This window comes from Variovorax sp. W1I1, assembly GCF_030815625.1.
Lineage (GTDB): Bacteria > Pseudomonadota > Gammaproteobacteria > Burkholderiales > Burkholderiaceae_C > Variovorax > Variovorax paradoxus_C.
In genome coordinates, this window is sequence record NZ_JAUSWZ010000001.1 from 6,710,397 (window position 1) to 6,725,475 (window position 15,079).

Sequence of the window (15,079 nt, forward strand, 5' to 3'; positions counted from 1 at the left end):
CTTTCAGGAACTTCCCTCATGCAAATCCATCGTCTGACCCAGCTGAGCCGCCAACTTGCCTCGAAGATCAAGATCCGCGGGCAAGGCATGACCGAGTACCTCGTGATCCTGGGCCTGATCGCCATCGCCGCGATCGCCGTGTTCAGCTTCTTCGGCCAGACCATGCGCAACCAGGTTGCCGGCATGGCCAAGGAAGTGGGCGGCCAGTCGGGCGCCACCGAAGTCACGAACGCGCAGACCGCCGCCGGCAAGGCGTCGACCAACGCGCAGGTCAACATGAACATGAGCACCTACACCAAGGGCGGTGCCGAGGCCACGAAGTAAGGCTTTTCCTCGACGTCCTGACGGCCTGACCGACATCGCGCGATGCCTCCAGCCGCCGCTTCGCTCCCCTCGGCCACTGCCGGCGCATCCGCGCGCCGGCGGCGCCAGTCGGGCCAGGCGATCGTGTACCTGGTGGCGATGCTGCCGATCATCTTTTTGAGCGTGCTGGTGGTCTACAACACCGCCACCGCGGCGCGCGAGAAGATGAAGCTGCAGAACACGGCCGATGCGGCCACCTACAGCGCGAACGTGCTCACGGCGCGCACCCTCAACTACCTGGCCTACACCAACCGCGCGATGGCCGCCAACGAGGCGAGCATCGCGACGCTGGCGAGCGTGCAGACCTCGATGGCCATGCTCATCACGAGCGCGGCCAACATCCAGGAAGGGCTGGTCGTCGCCGAGGCGATGAAGGGCATCCGCAACCTGGAGCGCAGCCGCATCCCGATCGTGGGTCCGATCTTCTTCCTGCAGTACCTGGGCAACCTGTTCAAGGCACAGCGCCTGCAGCGCACGGCCGACCGCATCGCCGGTTTCGTCGAGCCCTCGGCCAAGCCGCTGCAGATCGGCGCCGACATCCTTCGCGCGTTCAACCAGGGCATCTCGGCCAGCCAGGCCGTGATGCTGCTGGGCACGACCGCGCAGTTGCCGCAACTGGTGAAGGACGTCGTCAACTCGAATGACCCCGACGCGTCGGTCCCGGCGACCGAGACAGCGATCTTCGTCATCAAGTTCGTGGCCGACGTGGGGACCTACCTGAAGACCTACCACCAGTCGGGCAGCCTCGGTTTCGACGACGAGGAGTTCAACGAGGTGCTGCGCTTCGCGCATGCCGCGCAGGCCACGCGCGACGACTGGACCAAGAACCGCCGCTTCCTGCCCAACGTGCTCGGCTGGGTCGCCTCGGGCATGTCCGGCGCGCTGCAGGGCATGGTGTCCAGCAGCCCGAATTCGCCACCGGGCTTCAGTGACATCACCGGCGACATGATGGGCGGGCTCCTCGAGTGGAAGGGCGGCACCGAACTGGTCGCGACCGAAGGCATCGTGGGCGACGAGACCGGGCGCATCCGTTGGCAGTCGGCCGATTCGATCGAGATCAAGCTGCCCATCGGCGTGCTCTACACCGACCTCATCGGCGGCTGGGACGACATCGTGCGCGGCCGCTTCGGGCTTGGTGCCGGCGCGGCTGCGGCGGGTGGCCCCAACTACATGAAGAGCTGGGAAGGCCAGCGCCTCACGCTGCGCAGCTACGCCCGCGAGGGGCGCACCTACGGCGGCCTGAACGGCGAGGTCGGCGACACCGCATACATGGAGCGCGAATCCTTCGAGCGCGCCGCGCGCGACCGCAACGGCGAGCTGCTGCTGGCCCCGATGGCGGTGCTGGTGTTCAACGCCAAGCTGCACTACAGCCCGCGCACCGACATCGGCATCGTCACCAAGAGCTGGGCGATGCCCCGCTTCACCGAGATCAAGGACCACCCGCCGATGGTGGCCAACGAGTCGGACAACTGGCTCAAGGAAAACGGCTTCAGCGGCGCCAACCCGCTCAAGTGGGGCAAGAACACCGACAAGGGCCCGGCCTTCACGCTGGTCGTGCAAAAGGGCGGCGACAAGGTGCGCACGGGCGAGGTCGTCGGCTTCGGCAACTCGGCGGCCGACGGCAAGGCGGGTTTGCGCGACAACTTCCAGGGCCGCGAGATCAAGGCGCTGTCGACCTCGCAGGTCTACTTCCGGCGGCCGCAGGACCGCTGGGCGCGCCGCGACAACGCGGTGGCCGATCCCTCGACGGTCGGCAAATACAACGTGGGCTTCGCCGGCGGCTACATCGAGCACCGCAGCCTCTTCAGCCCCTACTGGCACGTGCACAACGTGGAGCCCTCGCTGTGGGCGCGCGCCATCGCCATGGGCGGCGCGGCGGTCGGCGGCTCGGCCGACGAAGACAACGGCAACTGATGAAGGACGCCCGCGCATGACCCGCCCGCATCGACGCCCGTTTGCACATCAGGCCCGCGCGAGCGCCGCCGTCGCAGGCCACGCAATGGTCGAGACGCTGCTCATCGTGAGCTTCGCGGCCGTCGTGCTGGGGGCGATTCCGGCCATTGCCGAATACGGCACCAAGCGCATGCAGACCGTGTCCGCCGCCAAGCTGGTGGCCTGGCAGCGCACCGTGTGGATGCCGGAGGCGCAGGGCATCACCGCGGAAGAAGCCAAGGGCGCATCGGGCGCCATCAAGAAGACCGATGCGGAGGTCACGCGCGACCTGCGCCGCCACATCTTTCGCGACCGCTCGGCACCCGGCATCTCGATCCACGCCGCCGACATCGCCGAGTTCGAGCCGATGCTGCCGGCCATCGACCAGCGCACCACGGCGGTCACCGCGTCGAGCACGGCCGCGCCCTTGCCCTCGCTGCTCAATGCCAGCGACGTGGTGTTCGACGGCATCCGCGTGGCGCAAGCCGCGCTGGGGGGCAACGCGATCACCGGGCCGCTGGGCAAGTTCCAGTTCGTGAGCAGCGGGTACCTGCGCCACGAGGTGAAGGTGAGCCAGACCTATACCAAGTTCAAGGATGTGCCGGCGCTGGACATGACCGAGCAGGTCACCATGCTCACCGAAGCCTGGAACGCCGGCGGCACGAACCGCGAGGAAACCAAGATCCAGGGCCTGGTGCCGATGAAGCTGCTGGACGCGCCCTTCTACCAGCAGCTGCGCGGCGGCATGCACCAGACGGCCTACCAGATCAAGCAGATCTTTCCGGCCTTCGACATGAACAACCTCACCATGGGCTTCACGCCGGGCGACGCGCTCGAGAAGACGCCGCTGGACCGCTTCGAGCGCATTCCGCCCGGCGCCACCGGCGAGACCGGCGGCGATGGCGAGGCGAACGGCGGCAGCGTGAAGGACCACTTCCGCTACTACCGCGCCTTCCCGCCGACCCCCGTGGTCAACACGCTGCCCTGATGAGCCTCGCCGCGCCGTTTCTGCGATGGATGCTCGCCGCCGCATGGCTGTGCCTGTGCGGCGCTGCAGTCGCGGCGCCGCCGCAGCGCGACTGGCCCGCGATTCCATCGCCCGCGGCGGCCAAGACCTTCTGGATTGCCGAGTACATCGAGCAGAACACCATCCCCATGCAGATCCGCGGCATCGAGTCGAGCGATCCGCTGGAGGTCGTCTCCCGCTTCTACGAGAAGTGGCTTTCCGACAAGACCGGCTACGGTGTGACCACGCTCGGCCCCATGCGCGTGCTCGGTGCGCGCTTCGGCCTTTATCAGGTCACGGTGCAGTTGCGCGCGGTTCCTTCGGGCACGGCGGGCCGGCTGGTGGCGGCGGTGGTCTACGACGAAGTCAAGAACGAGCAGGCGCTGCGTGAGCGCGCCGAGCGCATCGGCAAGGGCTTCCCGCGCCCGGCCGGCTCGCAGGTGGTCTCGGACACGCTCTCCTTCGACGAAGGCCAGCGCAACCGCACCATCGTCGTCACCAACAACGTGAGCGTCGAGACCAACGCGCTCTACCTGCGCGAACAGATGATCCGCCTGGGCTGGACGCTGATACAGGACCGCACGCTGGAGGGCGGCACGCGCTCCTCGCTGGTGTTCCGCCGCAACAGCGAGGAGATGACCGTGGCCATCTCCAGGCGCGACGACGGCTACTTCATCGTCGCCAGCCAGACCTCGCCGGAATGAGCGCGACCGCCATGCGTCCACGTCGTCCACCTCGCCCACGTTCTTCTTACCGCCGCACCCAGCGCGGCCAGGTCATCACCGAATACGTGATCGTCGCCGGCATCCTGGCCGTGATGCTGTTCGCCACCTTCCCGGGCGCCGACCGCTCGGTGGTCGCGCTGCTCATCAAGGCCTTCCGCGATGCCTGGTCGACCTACTCGTACACCCTTTCCTATCCTTTGTAGCCAGGCATGAAATCATCTCCGGGACTCCTCAAGTTCAAGCAAAGCGTCAAACGGCTGTCCCCCCTGATCGGTGCCCTGATGCTGGGCCTCCTGGCCGCGGGCCTGGGCTGGTATTACCTTCGGGCTAGCGAACGCGAAATCGCTGCGAGCCTCGAGAAGGACGCCGACAGCCAGCGCCGCGACGTGGTGGTGGCGAACCGGGCGCTGGGCGACGGCACCACCGTGCTGCCCACCATGGTGGCCAAGCGTTCGGTGCCCAACGAGTACGTGCACAACGACGCGATCACGCCCGAGACCTTCTCGCAGTTCGCGGGCCGCCAGCTCTCGGTGCCGGTGGCAGCGGGCAAGCCGCTGCTCGCGTCGTTCTTCTCGGCGCCGCGCAAGGTCTTCGCGCAGGAGATCGAGCAGGGCGTGCGCGCCATCACCATCCCGGTGGACGAGATCAGCTCCATCTCGGGCATGCTGCGCGCCGGCGACCGCATCGACTTCATGTACATGGTCGAGAAGTCCGCGGCCAACGATCCCTCGGTGGTGGTTCCGCTCCTGCAGGACGTGGAGGTGCGCGCCACCGGCCAGATCACCTCGGAGCAGTTCGCCGCGATGCGCAAGCGCTCCGACGTCTCGGCCGACACCGATCCCTACGCGCAGCAGCGCTACTCGACCGTGACCGTGGCGATCCAGCCGCAGGACGCGCAGAAGCTCATCCTCGCGCAGCGCCTCGGAAAGATCATCGCCACGCTGCGCAACCCCGAAGACCGGGCCACCATGACCAGCGGCGTCGACGCGGTCGACCTCGATGCCATCGTGGCCGGCTTCAGGCCGCAGCGCTCGCATGCGATGGCCGTGTCCAGCGGACCCTCGGGTCCGAGCGTCGAATACATCGTCGGCGGCAGCGGCAACCGCGGCGCTCCTCCCGCGCCCGGCCTGGGTGCCGCACTGCCGACCGGTGGCGCGTTGCCGCGCTGAAGCCTCGCCTCCCTGACCTGAACGTCGCCCTCCGGGGCGCGGCCCGATTGACTGATCTCCAGAAAAGTTCGATGAACCTCAAGCGATGCACCTTGGCAGCGACGGCGCTGTGTCTTGTTTTCCAGGCCGAGGCGCAGGGTCCGTACCCTGGCGCGCCAGCGACATCGCCCGTGCCGCTGGGCACAGTGGCACCCGCGCCGACGTTTGCAGCACCGGGCGCGCCGACAGCCCGCGCCGCCGAAACTTCGCCGGGCATCCGCCCGCCCGCGCCGCCGCCCTCGCAGGCCTCCATCACCGAGGCCGAGCTGCAGCGCATCGCCGCGCGCGCCACCGTGCTGCAGCGGCTGCCCGACCTGCTCACGCTCTATGTCGGTCAGATGGCGCTGGTCAAGATGCCGGGCGTCTCGCGCGTGGCCATCGGCAACGGCAAGGTGATGGAAGCCCGCGTGCTCGACGGCGCGAACATGCTCATCACCGCGCAGGACGCGGGCGACAGCACGCTGCATGTCTGGGACAAGAACGGCACCGTGCGCAAGCTCAAGGTACGGGTGAATGTGGCGGACCTGGAGCGCATCGCCGACGAGCTGCGCGAGATCACGCGCGGCATCTCGGGCGTGAACATCCGCCGCATCGGCGAGCGCATCATCATGGACGGCAACAGCCTCGATCCGGCCGCCGTCGAGCGCCTCAATACAGTGGCGCAGCTCTACGCGCCCGCGGTGGTGTCGCTGGCCACGGCCGACCGCATCCGCGTGGACCGCATGGTGGACATCCAGGTGCGCATCGTCGAGTTCAGCAAGACCGCGCTGGACGACCTGGGCGTGCGCTGGCAGAGCTCGGGCGACGGCTTCAACTTCGGTCTGTTCTCGGACATCGCTTCCAGCGGCAGCTACCGCATCCTGCCCGACGGTTCGGCCTTCAACACTTCCACGCCGCAGGGCACGGCGCTTCTGGGCCAGAACCGGCGCATGCCGGAGGCGTACTTCGGCATCGGCCTCAGCCTCACCTCGCGCATCAACCTCTTGGTGCAGCGCGGCAACGCATTCCTGCTCGCCTCGCCCAACCTGTCCACGCGCAGCGGCGGCGAGGCCAAGTTCCTGGCCGGCGGCGAAATCCCGCTGCCCGCGCTCAGCACGCAGGGCGCGGGCTCGGTCGAGTTCAAGCCCTACGGCGTGCGGCTGAACATCAAGCCCATCGCCGACGGCGAGGGCAACGTGTCGGGCAGCATCCTCACCGAGGTGAGCAGCATCGACCGCAGCGTGGCGGTGCAGGGCATTCCGGGCCTGTTGATCCGGCGCACCGACACCGAGTTCAACGTGAAGGCCGGCGAGACCATCGTGCTGTCGGGGCTCTTGAGCCGCGAATCCACGCGCTCCAGCGACGGCGTGCCGGGCCTGCGCAAGACGCCGATCATCGGCCGCGCCTTCCGTGCCGACAACGACACCGACAAGGAACAGGAAGTGGTGGTGTTCATCACGCCGCGCGTGGTCGGCCCGGCGGACAGCCGCCCGCGCATCGAGCGCGCGCGCGAACTCGAACGCGACGTGGGGAGCAACTTCGGCACGCTGACCGAAGACAAGTCGGACCCGAACGGTTCGCGCCCGCCTGCTGCTGCCGCGGACATCGGCGGCATCCCCGCCGGCACGCCCGGCCAGCCCGTCGCTCCTTAAGACCCGAGAGTCCGCCACCATGCACAAGGTCTTCGTCAATTCCCCGCAGCAGGTCGTGCGCGAGGTCCCGATCGATGTCGCGGAACTCCAGGTCGGCAAGGACGCCGGCAACCACATCGTGCTGTCGGGCTGGAACGTCGCCAAGCTGCACGCACAGTTCGTGCTGCACGACGAGGAAGTGTTCGTGCAGGACCTGGGCAGCCTCTTCGGCACCTGGGTGGACGGCAACCGCGTGACGCGCTTCGGCCCGATGAAGGGCGGCGAGGAAATCATCATCGGCGGCCACACGCTGGTGGTGTCGCTCGACGTGGCGCTCAAGCCCGCGGGTGCCGATCCGCAGGAGGCGGCCGAGGCCGCGCAGTACGCCGAAGCGGCGCTCGCCATCGAGGACCCGCTCCTGCAATGGCGCCGCTCGCTGCACCGCACGCTGCTGCAACAACTGGACAACCGCCGCATCGACACCGCGCAGATGAAGGACGAGGAGCTGCGCTCCAACATCCGCGCGCTGATCGCCGAGATCATTCGCGACACGCGCGACATGCCGCCCGAACTCGACCGCGCGCTCTTGAGTCAGCAACTGCTGGACGAAGCCATCGGCCTCGGTCCGCTCGAGGTGCTGCTGAAGGACGAGAGCGTGACCGAAGTGATGGTCAACCGCTTCGACGAAATCTGGATCGAGCGCGCGGGGCGCCTGGAGCGCACCAACGTCGCCTTCACCAGCAACATCGCGGTGCTCGGCGCCATCGAGCGCATCGTGACGCCGCTGGGCCGACGCATCGACGAGAGCTCGCCGATGGTGGACGCGCGCCTCAAGGACGGCTCGCGCGTGAACGCGATCATTCCGCCGCTCGCGCTGCGCGGGCCCAGCGTCACGATCCGGAAATTCCCCAAGAACCGCATGGGCCACGAGGGGATGATCCGCACAGGCTCCATCACCGCGCAGATGGTGGACTTCATGCGCATCGCGGTGGAAGAGAAGCTCAACATCATCGTCTCGGGCGGCACAGGCACCGGCAAGACGACGCTCTTGAACATGGTGTCGAACTTCATTCCGCCGAACGAGCGCATCGTGACCATCGAGGATGCCGCCGAGCTCTCGCTGGGCCAGCCCAACCTGGTGTCGCTCGAATCGCGGCCCGCCAACATCGAAGGCAAGGGCGCCATCGCGATTCGCGACCTGGTGCGCAACTCGCTGCGGATGCGGCCCGACCGCATCGTGGTGGGCGAGTGCCGCGGCGGCGAGGCGCTGGACATGCTGCAGGCCATGAACACCGGCCACGACGGCTCGCTCACCACGCTGCACAGCAACTCGCCGCGCGATGCGATGTCGCGGCTGGAAGTGCTGGTGACGATGGCGGGCATGAACATCCCGGTGGCGGCGATCCGCGAGCAGATCGCCTCGGCGGTCGATCTGATCGTGCAGCTCACGCGCTTTCCGTGCGGCAGCCGCAAGGTCACGCAGATCACCGAGATCACGGGCTTTGCCGACGGCATGATCCAGATGCAGGACGTGTACGCCTTCCGCAAAACCGGCGTGGACGACAGCTTCAAGACCATCGGCCACTTCACCGCCGCGGGCACCGTGCCCGAGTTCTTCACGCGCCTGCAGGAGCATGGCCTGAAGCTCGACCTGGAATACCTCTTCGGGGAGACCACGGCATGAAGGGAATGATCCTGCTGGCCTCCGTGCTCTGCGGCATGGGCTTCATCACGCTGTGCGGCTACTTGCTGCTGCAGCGCTCGCCGGAGCTGGTCGGCAAGATGATGAGCAAGCTGCAGGCAAGCGGCCGCCGCACGCTGAACCTCTCGGAGTTCCAGGCGCAGCACGCGGTGGCGTTCGCTTCGGGTCATGCATTTCTTGTGGCGCTGTGCGGCGCGATTGGCTGGCTCATCTCTGGCAACCTGATCGGCGGCGTGGTGGCCGCGGTGGTGCTGTATCTCCTGCCAGCGCGTTGGTTCGCATGGCAGCGCAAGAAGCGCAGGCAGCAGATCGAATCGGAGTTGCCCGATGCGCTGCTCTTCATTGCGAGCGCACTGCGCGCCGGCAGCGCGCTCTCTGTGGCCATCCAGGTGCTGGTGCGCGACCAGGTCGGCCCGCTCGGCCAGGAGTTCGGTCTGGTGCTCAAGGAGCAGCGCCTGGGCGTGAGCTTCGACGATGCGATCCAGAAGATGTCGCAGCGCCTCGGCATCCCCGACTTCGTGCTGGTGGTGGTGGCGCTGCGCGTATCGAAGGAAGTGGGCGGCAATCTCTCGGAGCCTCTGCAGGTGCTGGCCGAGACGCTGCGGCGCAAGGCCATTCTCGAAGGCCGCATCAAGGCGCTGACGGCGCAGGGCCGCATCCAGGGCCTGGTGATGACGCTCTTTCCGCTGCTGCTGATGGGCGTGCTCTACCTGATGCAGCCGACCATGTCGCTCCTGTTCACCACGACGATCGGCTGGGTCGTGCTGACCGTGATCGCCATCATGCTGATGCTGGGCTACGCGATGATCCGCAAGATCGTGGCGATCGATATCTAGGAAGAATCATGCGCTCGCTGATCCTCCTGGCCATCATCTTCCTGTGCGCGACCACGGGCGTGATCCTGCTGCTCTACATGATCTCGCTGATCCGCAAGGCCCGGCCTTCGGAGCGCACGCACATGGACCCGCTGCCGCGCCTCTTGCGGCTGGTGTGGCCGGTGGTGAACATCCTGCAGTTCCATGTGTCGGAGATTGCGCCGACCTCGATGCTGGTCAAGAGAAAGCGCCAGTTGCAACTCGCGGGCCTGGAGTTCGTGCTCAAGGCCGAGGAGTTCATCGCGGTGCAGTGCGTGTCGATGCTCATCGTCGCCGCGCTCGGTCTCTGGACCGCGGGCCTGCTCGACGCGACGGCCGGCACCAAGATCTGGGTCACGCTGGCATCGTGCGTGACGGGGTGGCTCTACCCGGTGATGTGGATGCGCGACCGCCGCAAGCGCCGCGAGAAGGACATCCTGCGCACGCTGCCCGGCTACCTGGACATGATCACGCTGTGCTGCCAGGCGGGCCTGAGCTTGACCGGCGCCATCGCGCAGGCGGTGCAGAAGGGCCCCGGCGGCGCGCTCGGCCAGGAGTTCGATCGAATGATGCGCGAGATGCGCACCGGCGCAAGCCGCATGGATGCGCTCAACGCGCTGGCCGATCGCCTGGACAACAAGCACATCAAGAGCCTGGTGTCGAACCTCACGCAGGCCGAGTCGCTGGGCGCGAGCCTGGCCGACACGCTCTCGGCCATTTCGGACCAGCGCCGCACCGAGCGCTTCCAGATGGCCGAGAAGCTCGCGATGGAAGCGCCCGTGAAGATGATCGGGCCGCTGGTGATCTTCATCTTCCCGGTGACTTTCATCATCATTTTTTTCCCGCTGGTGATGCAGTTCCTCGAAACGCAGAACCACTGACACCACCGCAACCGCCGACACCACCGATGCGCATCGTTTCCCTTCGCTCTCCCCAGGCCCAGCCCTTCGGTCCCGTGCGCGTGGCCGAGCGCGGCTGGGACCGCACGCGCGGGCTGCTCGGGCGGCCGCGGCTGGCCGCGAGCGAGGGCCTTCTGATCATGCGCTGCAGCTCGGTGCACACGGTGGGCATGCGTTATCCGATCGATGTCGTATTTCTCGACCGGCACGGCGGCATCGCGCGCGTGGTCGAGAGCCTGCGCCCGATGCGCGTGGCCATGTGCCTGCGCGCGGCCCACGTGCTCGAACTGGCGGCGGGCCAGGCGCGGCGGCTCGCGCTGCGTCCGGGGTCGAAGTTGTCTGGCTGGTAATCACACACAGAGGAGAACAGCAATGCATTCCACTCTTCAAGGCAGGCGCCGCCAGCGCGGCGTCTCCATGACCGAGACCATGATCGCGCTGCCGGTGCTGATCCTGTTCGTGATGTGCGTGGTGCAGTTCGGCCTCATCTACCGCGCGCGCCTCACGCTGGAGTACGCGGCGCACGAGGCCGCGCGTGCGGGCTCGCTCAACAACGGCATGCCGCTGCCCTTCATCTTTCGCATGGGCAACTCGACCGTGCCGGGCCTCTCCACGCTCAACAGCGCGGCGCTGGAGCTCACCACCAACGCGCTCACGCGCGGGAGCGTGTGGCAAGGATTGGTCAAGGGGATGATGCCGCTCAATGTGCGCGAAGCCAGCGTGGGCGGCATGTTCAAGGGCTGGATCGACACCAACACCGACCTCATCCAGTCGGCCTGCATCGAGTACCTGAATCCGACGCAGACCACTTTCATCGACTGGGCCTTCATCGAGAACTTCGGCCAGAACCGCTGGATCATGCAGATCCCCAACGACACCATGCGCTACCGGAAGCCGCTGCCCTACGACTTCAAGGCCAAGGCGATGAGCACCACCGTGGGCATCGGCGATCCGCTGCCGCCCGATGCGGAACTGCGCGGCAACGTGTCGAACAAGACGCTGGGCGAAGCCAGCGTGCTGCACCTGCGCGTGCACTACGGCTACCGGCTCGGGATTCCGGTGGCCAACAAGATCATCCTCACCGCGCTCAAGGGCTACCAGTTCGTGGGCGAGGCGTGGTTCAAGCTCATGTCCACCGACGGCGCCACCGCGCCCGGCACCGATTTCCGCCTCAACCAGCTCGATGCGTACTACATCGCCAACGGCAAGATCCCGTTGTCGGCCGAGGGCGTGGCGGGCATGGAGTCGCCGATGTTCTGGCACCCGTTCTATTCGTTCGGCCCGCGGGGCGACCGCAGCATCGAGCTGCAGTGGGACCCGGCATGGAGCAACAATCTGGGCATCAACGTGCTGGAGAAACCGCAGGACGCCATGACCAACATCTTCGCCTTCGTGCGCAACAACAGCACCGAGTGGGCTTCGCAGTTGCTGGCCAGCGGCGTCGATGCGCTGGCCGACAAGGTCGGCGACGGCAACTCCTTCTGCCCGGCCATCTGGGACGCCTCGGTCAAGGGCCAGCTCGACCAGGTGCCTAACCCGGGCAAAGCGCCCTGATGCAGGAGGCAGTGCACGACGGGCATGGCGCGGGCGCCGCGCAGGACGCGCACGCTGCGCGCGGCGCCGGCGCGCTGGCGCTCTGTGCATCGACGATCTTCGTCTCGGCCTTCCTGCTGTTCCTCGTCCAGCCGCTGATCGCGCGACAGATCCTGCCGTGGTTCGGCGGCTCGGCCGCGGTGTGGACGCTGTGCCTGGTGTTCTTCCAGGTCGTGCTGCTCGTCGGGTACTTCTATGCCGACTGGCTCTCGCGCCGGCCGCTGCGCACGCAGGCCGTCGTGCATGCGCTCCTCCTCCTTGCCGCCTGCGCGATGCTGCCGGTGATTCCCGATGCGGCGTGGAAGCCGACCGGGCAGGGCGACCCCTCGGCGGGCGTGCTCGCGGTGCTGGCCGCCACCATAGGGTTGCCGTACCTCGCGGTGTGCACTACCGGGCCGCTGGTGCAGAGCTGGGTCGCGCGGCTGCATGCCGGCGATGCGCCGCGGCAGGCGAAGGTCTACCGGCTGTTCGCACTGTCGAACCTCGCGGCGCTGGCCGCGCTCGTGGTGTATCCCTTCGTGCTGGAGCCGGTGTTCGCGCTGCGTGCGCAGGCCATCGCGTGGTCGGTGGGCTTCGGACTGTTCGCGGTGCTGGCGATCGTGTCGGTGGTGGCCGTGGCGAAGGCAAAGCCGATGTCGACAGCGAACCCCACAGAAGCGCCGACGACGCCGACATTGCCGCTCTCGTGGAAGGACCAGTTGCTGTGGCTGGTGCTGGCCGCGCTCGGCACCGTCGCGCTGCTCGCGGTGTCGGCCTTCATCACGCAGGACATCGCCTCGGTGCCGATGCTGTGGATCGTGCCGCTCGCGCTCTACCTGCTGAGCTTCGTGCTGTGCTTCGACAGCGACTTCTGGTATCGGCGCTGGCTCTTCTGGCCCGCGGTGGTGATGCTCCCGCCGGTGATGGGCTGGTACCTGAACACGCCGCAGCGTTCGCTGCCGATCGCCGCGGCCATCGGGCTCTATTGCATCGGCCTCTTCGCGATCTGCATGTTCGCGAACGGCGAACTCGCGCGGGCGCGGCCCGGGCCCGAGCGCCTCACGCGCTTCTACCTGCTGCTGGCATTGGGCGGTGCGGTAGGCGGCATCTTCGCGGGCGTGGCCGCGCCGCATTTCTTCAACGGCTACTGGGAACTGCCGGCGAGCCTCGCGGCGCCGGGGCTGATCGTGCTCTGGCTCACGCGCGGGCGCCTGCAATGGGTGTGGACGGTGTTCGCATTCGCCATCGTGGTGGGCTTCGCGGCGTTCCTGCGGATGGACGCGGTGGCTGTCTCGCTCAACGTGCTGTATGCGGCGGTGAGCGCGCTGGCGCTCTTCGCGGTGGGCTACACCGCGTGGCGCGCACGCTCATGGCCAGCTGCCGCGGGGCTCGCCGGCGCGCTGGCCGCGGTGGCGGTGGCTTGGCTCTCGGTGTACAGCGTGCTAGAAGCCGACAACCGCACGATGCTGCGCGTGCGCAATTTCTACGGCGCGCTGCGCGTGGAGCAGTTCGGCATTCCGGGCGCGTTGACCGCGTCGCGCCGGCTGATGCACGGCGTGATCTCGCACGGCGAGCAACTGCAGGGCGCAGTGCAGCGCCGCTTGCCGAGCACCTACTACGGGCCGAAATCCGGTGCCGGTCTGGCGCTGCTCACGAACCGCGCCGAGACCCAGCGCGTGGGCGTGATCGGCCTGGGCGTGGGCACGCTCGCGGCCTATGGGCGTGCCGGCGACACGGTGCGCTTCTACGAGATCAACCCGCGCGTGACGGCGGCGGCGCGCTCGCATTTCACCTACCTTGCCGATTCGCCCGCGACGGTCGAAGTCGCGCAGGGCGATGCGCGCCTCCTGATGCAGCAGGAGCTCGACGCGCACGGTTCGCAGCGCTTCGATGTGATCGTGGTCGACGCCTTCTCGGGCGATGCGATTCCGATGCACCTGATGACGCGCGAGGCACTGGCGCTCTATGGCAAGCACCTGCTGCCCACGGGCGTGATCGCCTTCCACATCAGCAACCGGCACCTGCTGCTCGCGCCGGTGGTCAAGCGCCTGGCCGAGGATGCGGGCATGCAGGCGCTGCGCGTGCATTTCGAGCCCGTGCCCAACAACCTCACGCTCGAACATTCGTCGGAATACGTGCTGCTCACGCGCGACCCGCGCTTCCTGCAGGACCCGGTGATTCGCGAACGCGGCGAGGCCATCGATGCCGCGGGCGTGACGACGTGGACCGATGATCACAGCAACCTGCTGGGCGCGATGCGTTGGACGACGAAGCCTTGATCTAGAGAGTCAGGCGGCTGCGTCGTGCCAGCGCCCAAGCAGCCGGGCCACCGCGCGCACGCGCTGCGTGTCGCGGCCCCAGCGGCGGCTGGCGGGCAGCTTGCGCGCCCACTTCATGCGGCGCGCCGCATTCGCGATGCGCTCGCGCACCTCTTCGTTCACCGTGGCGAGCGCCGCATGCCAGTGCTGGCCGGCGGCTTGCGGCGCGGCGGCCTCCAGCATCATGGCCGTGGAGTGCAGGTAGCTGAGCCAGTCGCGCGCCTGGCATTCGGCCAGCGTCATGACCTCGGCGGGGTCGTCCTCGAAATCGATGTAGCCGATCACGCCGTCGGGGCACTGCACGAGGTTGCGGTCGAAGGCCTGGCTCAGGTGCTGGCCGCGCACGTGCACGGCCGCGATGGCGGCAAGACCTTCGCGCCACACGGCGAGCAGCGCGGCGGGGCCGGCGGCGGCTGCTTGATCGAGCCGCTCCTGCAGCACGACGGTGGCGCGGCCGCTTTCGCCGAGGTCGGAGATCAAGAGGCCATCGGGTTGCTGTGCCAGCACCGTGGGCACGCGCAGGCCCGCGGCCGCCAGTTGCTTCAGGCGCCGCGCCTCGGTCGCGATGGCGGCCTCGCCGCCCGGGTTGGGCACCGGCTTGATGATGTCCAGCCGCACCATCCGCGCGACCGCCGCCATCACCCGGTAACCCCATTTGCCGTGGCGCGGGCCGGCCTTCTTGAGCCACACGCGCTCGCTGCCGAGGCGGTGGCTCGCCACGTTCTTCTCTTGCTTGGGCAGGGTGACGCGCAGGAACTCGGCGTAGTCGCCGGGTGCTGGCGTATTGGGCAGCGCGTCAAGCGGCGCCGGCGCGGAAGCCGCACCCTTGGCGCTGTGCAGGCGCGTGGAAGCGCCTCGTCTCAGTGGATTCATCAGGTAGGTACCTCCGC

The 15,079-nt window shown here is 67.8% G+C and carries 14 protein-coding genes; 13 read left to right on the forward strand and 1 reads right to left on the reverse strand.

Features of this window, described 5'->3' with window-relative positions; translation table 11 throughout:
* The first annotated feature begins 18 nt into the window (after positions 1–18).
* The 13 genes from QFZ83_RS31250 (at position 19) to QFZ83_RS31310 (ending at position 14,150) form a co-directional block, all read left to right on the forward strand.
* Entirely contained in the window at positions 19–324 is a 306-nt protein-coding gene (locus QFZ83_RS31250) for a Flp family type IVb pilin (RefSeq protein ID WP_013538963.1), read from the forward strand.
* 42 nt (positions 325–366) lie between these two features.
* The gene (locus QFZ83_RS31255; protein ID WP_307512239.1) at positions 367–2,277 is read left to right on the forward strand and encodes a Tad domain-containing protein; all 1,911 of its coding nucleotides are present in this window, start codon (positions 367–369) and stop codon (positions 2,275–2,277) included.
* Between the two features lie 16 nt (positions 2,278–2,293).
* Positions 2,294–3,283, forward strand: a complete 990-nt coding sequence (locus tag QFZ83_RS31260) for a hypothetical protein (protein WP_306881907.1) — start codon at positions 2,294–2,296, stop codon at positions 3,281–3,283.
* Positions 3,283–4,005, forward strand: coding sequence for a hypothetical protein (locus tag QFZ83_RS31265; protein ID WP_013538966.1), 723 nt, complete (start codon positions 3,283–3,285; stop codon positions 4,003–4,005). Before QFZ83_RS31260 ends, QFZ83_RS31265 begins: the two co-directional genes overlap by 1 nt.
* An 11-nt stretch (positions 4,006–4,016) precedes the next feature.
* Complete coding sequence (locus QFZ83_RS31270) at positions 4,017–4,229, forward strand: hypothetical protein (RefSeq protein WP_307512240.1); 213 nt, start codon at positions 4,017–4,019, stop codon at positions 4,227–4,229.
* Between the two features lie 6 nt (positions 4,230–4,235).
* Positions 4,236–5,195 (forward strand): Flp pilus assembly protein CpaB, encoded by a 960-nt coding sequence (gene cpaB, locus QFZ83_RS31275; RefSeq protein WP_013538968.1) that lies wholly within the window; start codon positions 4,236–4,238, stop codon positions 5,193–5,195.
* Between the two features lie 71 nt (positions 5,196–5,266).
* A complete protein-coding gene (locus tag QFZ83_RS31280; RefSeq protein WP_306881905.1) occupies positions 5,267–6,865 on the forward strand; it encodes a type II and III secretion system protein family protein in 1,599 nt (532 codons plus the stop codon).
* Between the two features lie 19 nt (positions 6,866–6,884).
* Complete coding sequence (locus QFZ83_RS31285) at positions 6,885–8,528, forward strand: ATPase, T2SS/T4P/T4SS family (RefSeq protein ID WP_307512241.1); 1,644 nt, start codon at positions 6,885–6,887, stop codon at positions 8,526–8,528.
* Entirely contained in the window at positions 8,525–9,382 is an 858-nt protein-coding gene (locus QFZ83_RS31290) for a type II secretion system F family protein (RefSeq protein WP_080898132.1), read from the forward strand. The genes QFZ83_RS31285 and QFZ83_RS31290 overlap by 4 nt, the downstream gene beginning before the upstream one ends.
* A gap of 8 nt (positions 9,383–9,390) precedes the next feature.
* A complete protein-coding gene (locus QFZ83_RS31295; protein ID WP_306881903.1) occupies positions 9,391–10,281 on the forward strand; it encodes a type II secretion system F family protein in 891 nt (296 codons plus the stop codon).
* Between the two features lie 26 nt (positions 10,282–10,307).
* Positions 10,308–10,649 (forward strand): DUF192 domain-containing protein, encoded by a 342-nt coding sequence (locus tag QFZ83_RS31300; RefSeq protein ID WP_013538973.1) that lies wholly within the window; start codon positions 10,308–10,310, stop codon positions 10,647–10,649.
* A 22-nt stretch (positions 10,650–10,671) separates the two neighbouring features.
* Positions 10,672–11,853 carry a TadE/TadG family type IV pilus assembly protein gene (locus QFZ83_RS31305; RefSeq protein ID WP_307512242.1) on the forward strand — a complete coding sequence of 394 codons (1,182 nt, stop codon included), beginning with the start codon at positions 10,672–10,674 and terminating at the stop codon, positions 11,851–11,853.
* The gene (locus QFZ83_RS31310; RefSeq protein ID WP_307512245.1) at positions 11,853–14,150 is read left to right on the forward strand and encodes a spermidine synthase; all 2,298 of its coding nucleotides are present in this window, start codon (positions 11,853–11,855) and stop codon (positions 14,148–14,150) included. The genes QFZ83_RS31305 and QFZ83_RS31310 overlap by 1 nt, the downstream gene beginning before the upstream one ends.
* Positions 14,151–14,159: 9 nt before the next feature.
* On the opposite strand, the gene QFZ83_RS31315 is transcribed toward QFZ83_RS31310, so the two are convergent.
* Positions 14,160–15,062: a hypothetical protein gene (locus QFZ83_RS31315; protein ID WP_013538975.1), complete on the reverse strand. Its 903-nt coding sequence runs from the start codon at positions 15,060–15,062 to the stop codon at positions 14,160–14,162.
* Positions 15,063–15,079 lie beyond the last annotated feature (17 nt).

Bases quoted from the DNA above. Each gene is read 5' to 3' on its own strand.
- QFZ83_RS31270 (WP_307512240.1), top strand. From the start codon at position 4,017: ATGCGTCCACGTCGTCCACCTCGCCCACGTTCTTCTTACCGCCGCACC.
- QFZ83_RS31290 (WP_080898132.1), top strand. From the start codon at position 8,525: ATGAAGGGAATGATCCTGCTGGCCTCCGTGCTCTGCGGCATGGGCTTC.
- QFZ83_RS31260 (WP_306881907.1), top strand. From the start codon at position 2,294: ATGACCCGCCCGCATCGACGCCCGTTTGCACATCAGGCCCGCGCGAGC.
- QFZ83_RS31285 (WP_307512241.1), top strand. From the start codon at position 6,885: ATGCACAAGGTCTTCGTCAATTCCCCGCAGCAGGTCGTGCGCGAGGTC.
- QFZ83_RS31255 (WP_307512239.1), top strand. From the start codon at position 367: ATGCCTCCAGCCGCCGCTTCGCTCCCCTCGGCCACTGCCGGCGCATCC.
- QFZ83_RS31300 (WP_013538973.1), top strand. From the start codon at position 10,308: ATGCGCATCGTTTCCCTTCGCTCTCCCCAGGCCCAGCCCTTCGGTCCC.
- QFZ83_RS31280 (WP_306881905.1), top strand. From the start codon at position 5,267: ATGAACCTCAAGCGATGCACCTTGGCAGCGACGGCGCTGTGTCTTGTT.
- cpaB (WP_013538968.1), top strand. From the start codon at position 4,236: ATGAAATCATCTCCGGGACTCCTCAAGTTCAAGCAAAGCGTCAAACGG.
- QFZ83_RS31265 (WP_013538966.1), top strand. From the start codon at position 3,283: ATGAGCCTCGCCGCGCCGTTTCTGCGATGGATGCTCGCCGCCGCATGG.
- QFZ83_RS31295 (WP_306881903.1), top strand. From the start codon at position 9,391: ATGCGCTCGCTGATCCTCCTGGCCATCATCTTCCTGTGCGCGACCACG.
- QFZ83_RS31310 (WP_307512245.1), top strand. From the start codon at position 11,853: ATGCAGGAGGCAGTGCACGACGGGCATGGCGCGGGCGCCGCGCAGGAC.
- QFZ83_RS31315 (WP_013538975.1), bottom strand. From the start codon at position 15,062: ATGAATCCACTGAGACGAGGCGCTTCCACGCGCCTGCACAGCGCCAAG.
- QFZ83_RS31250 (WP_013538963.1), top strand. From the start codon at position 19: ATGCAAATCCATCGTCTGACCCAGCTGAGCCGCCAACTTGCCTCGAAG.
- QFZ83_RS31305 (WP_307512242.1), top strand. From the start codon at position 10,672: ATGCATTCCACTCTTCAAGGCAGGCGCCGCCAGCGCGGCGTCTCCATG.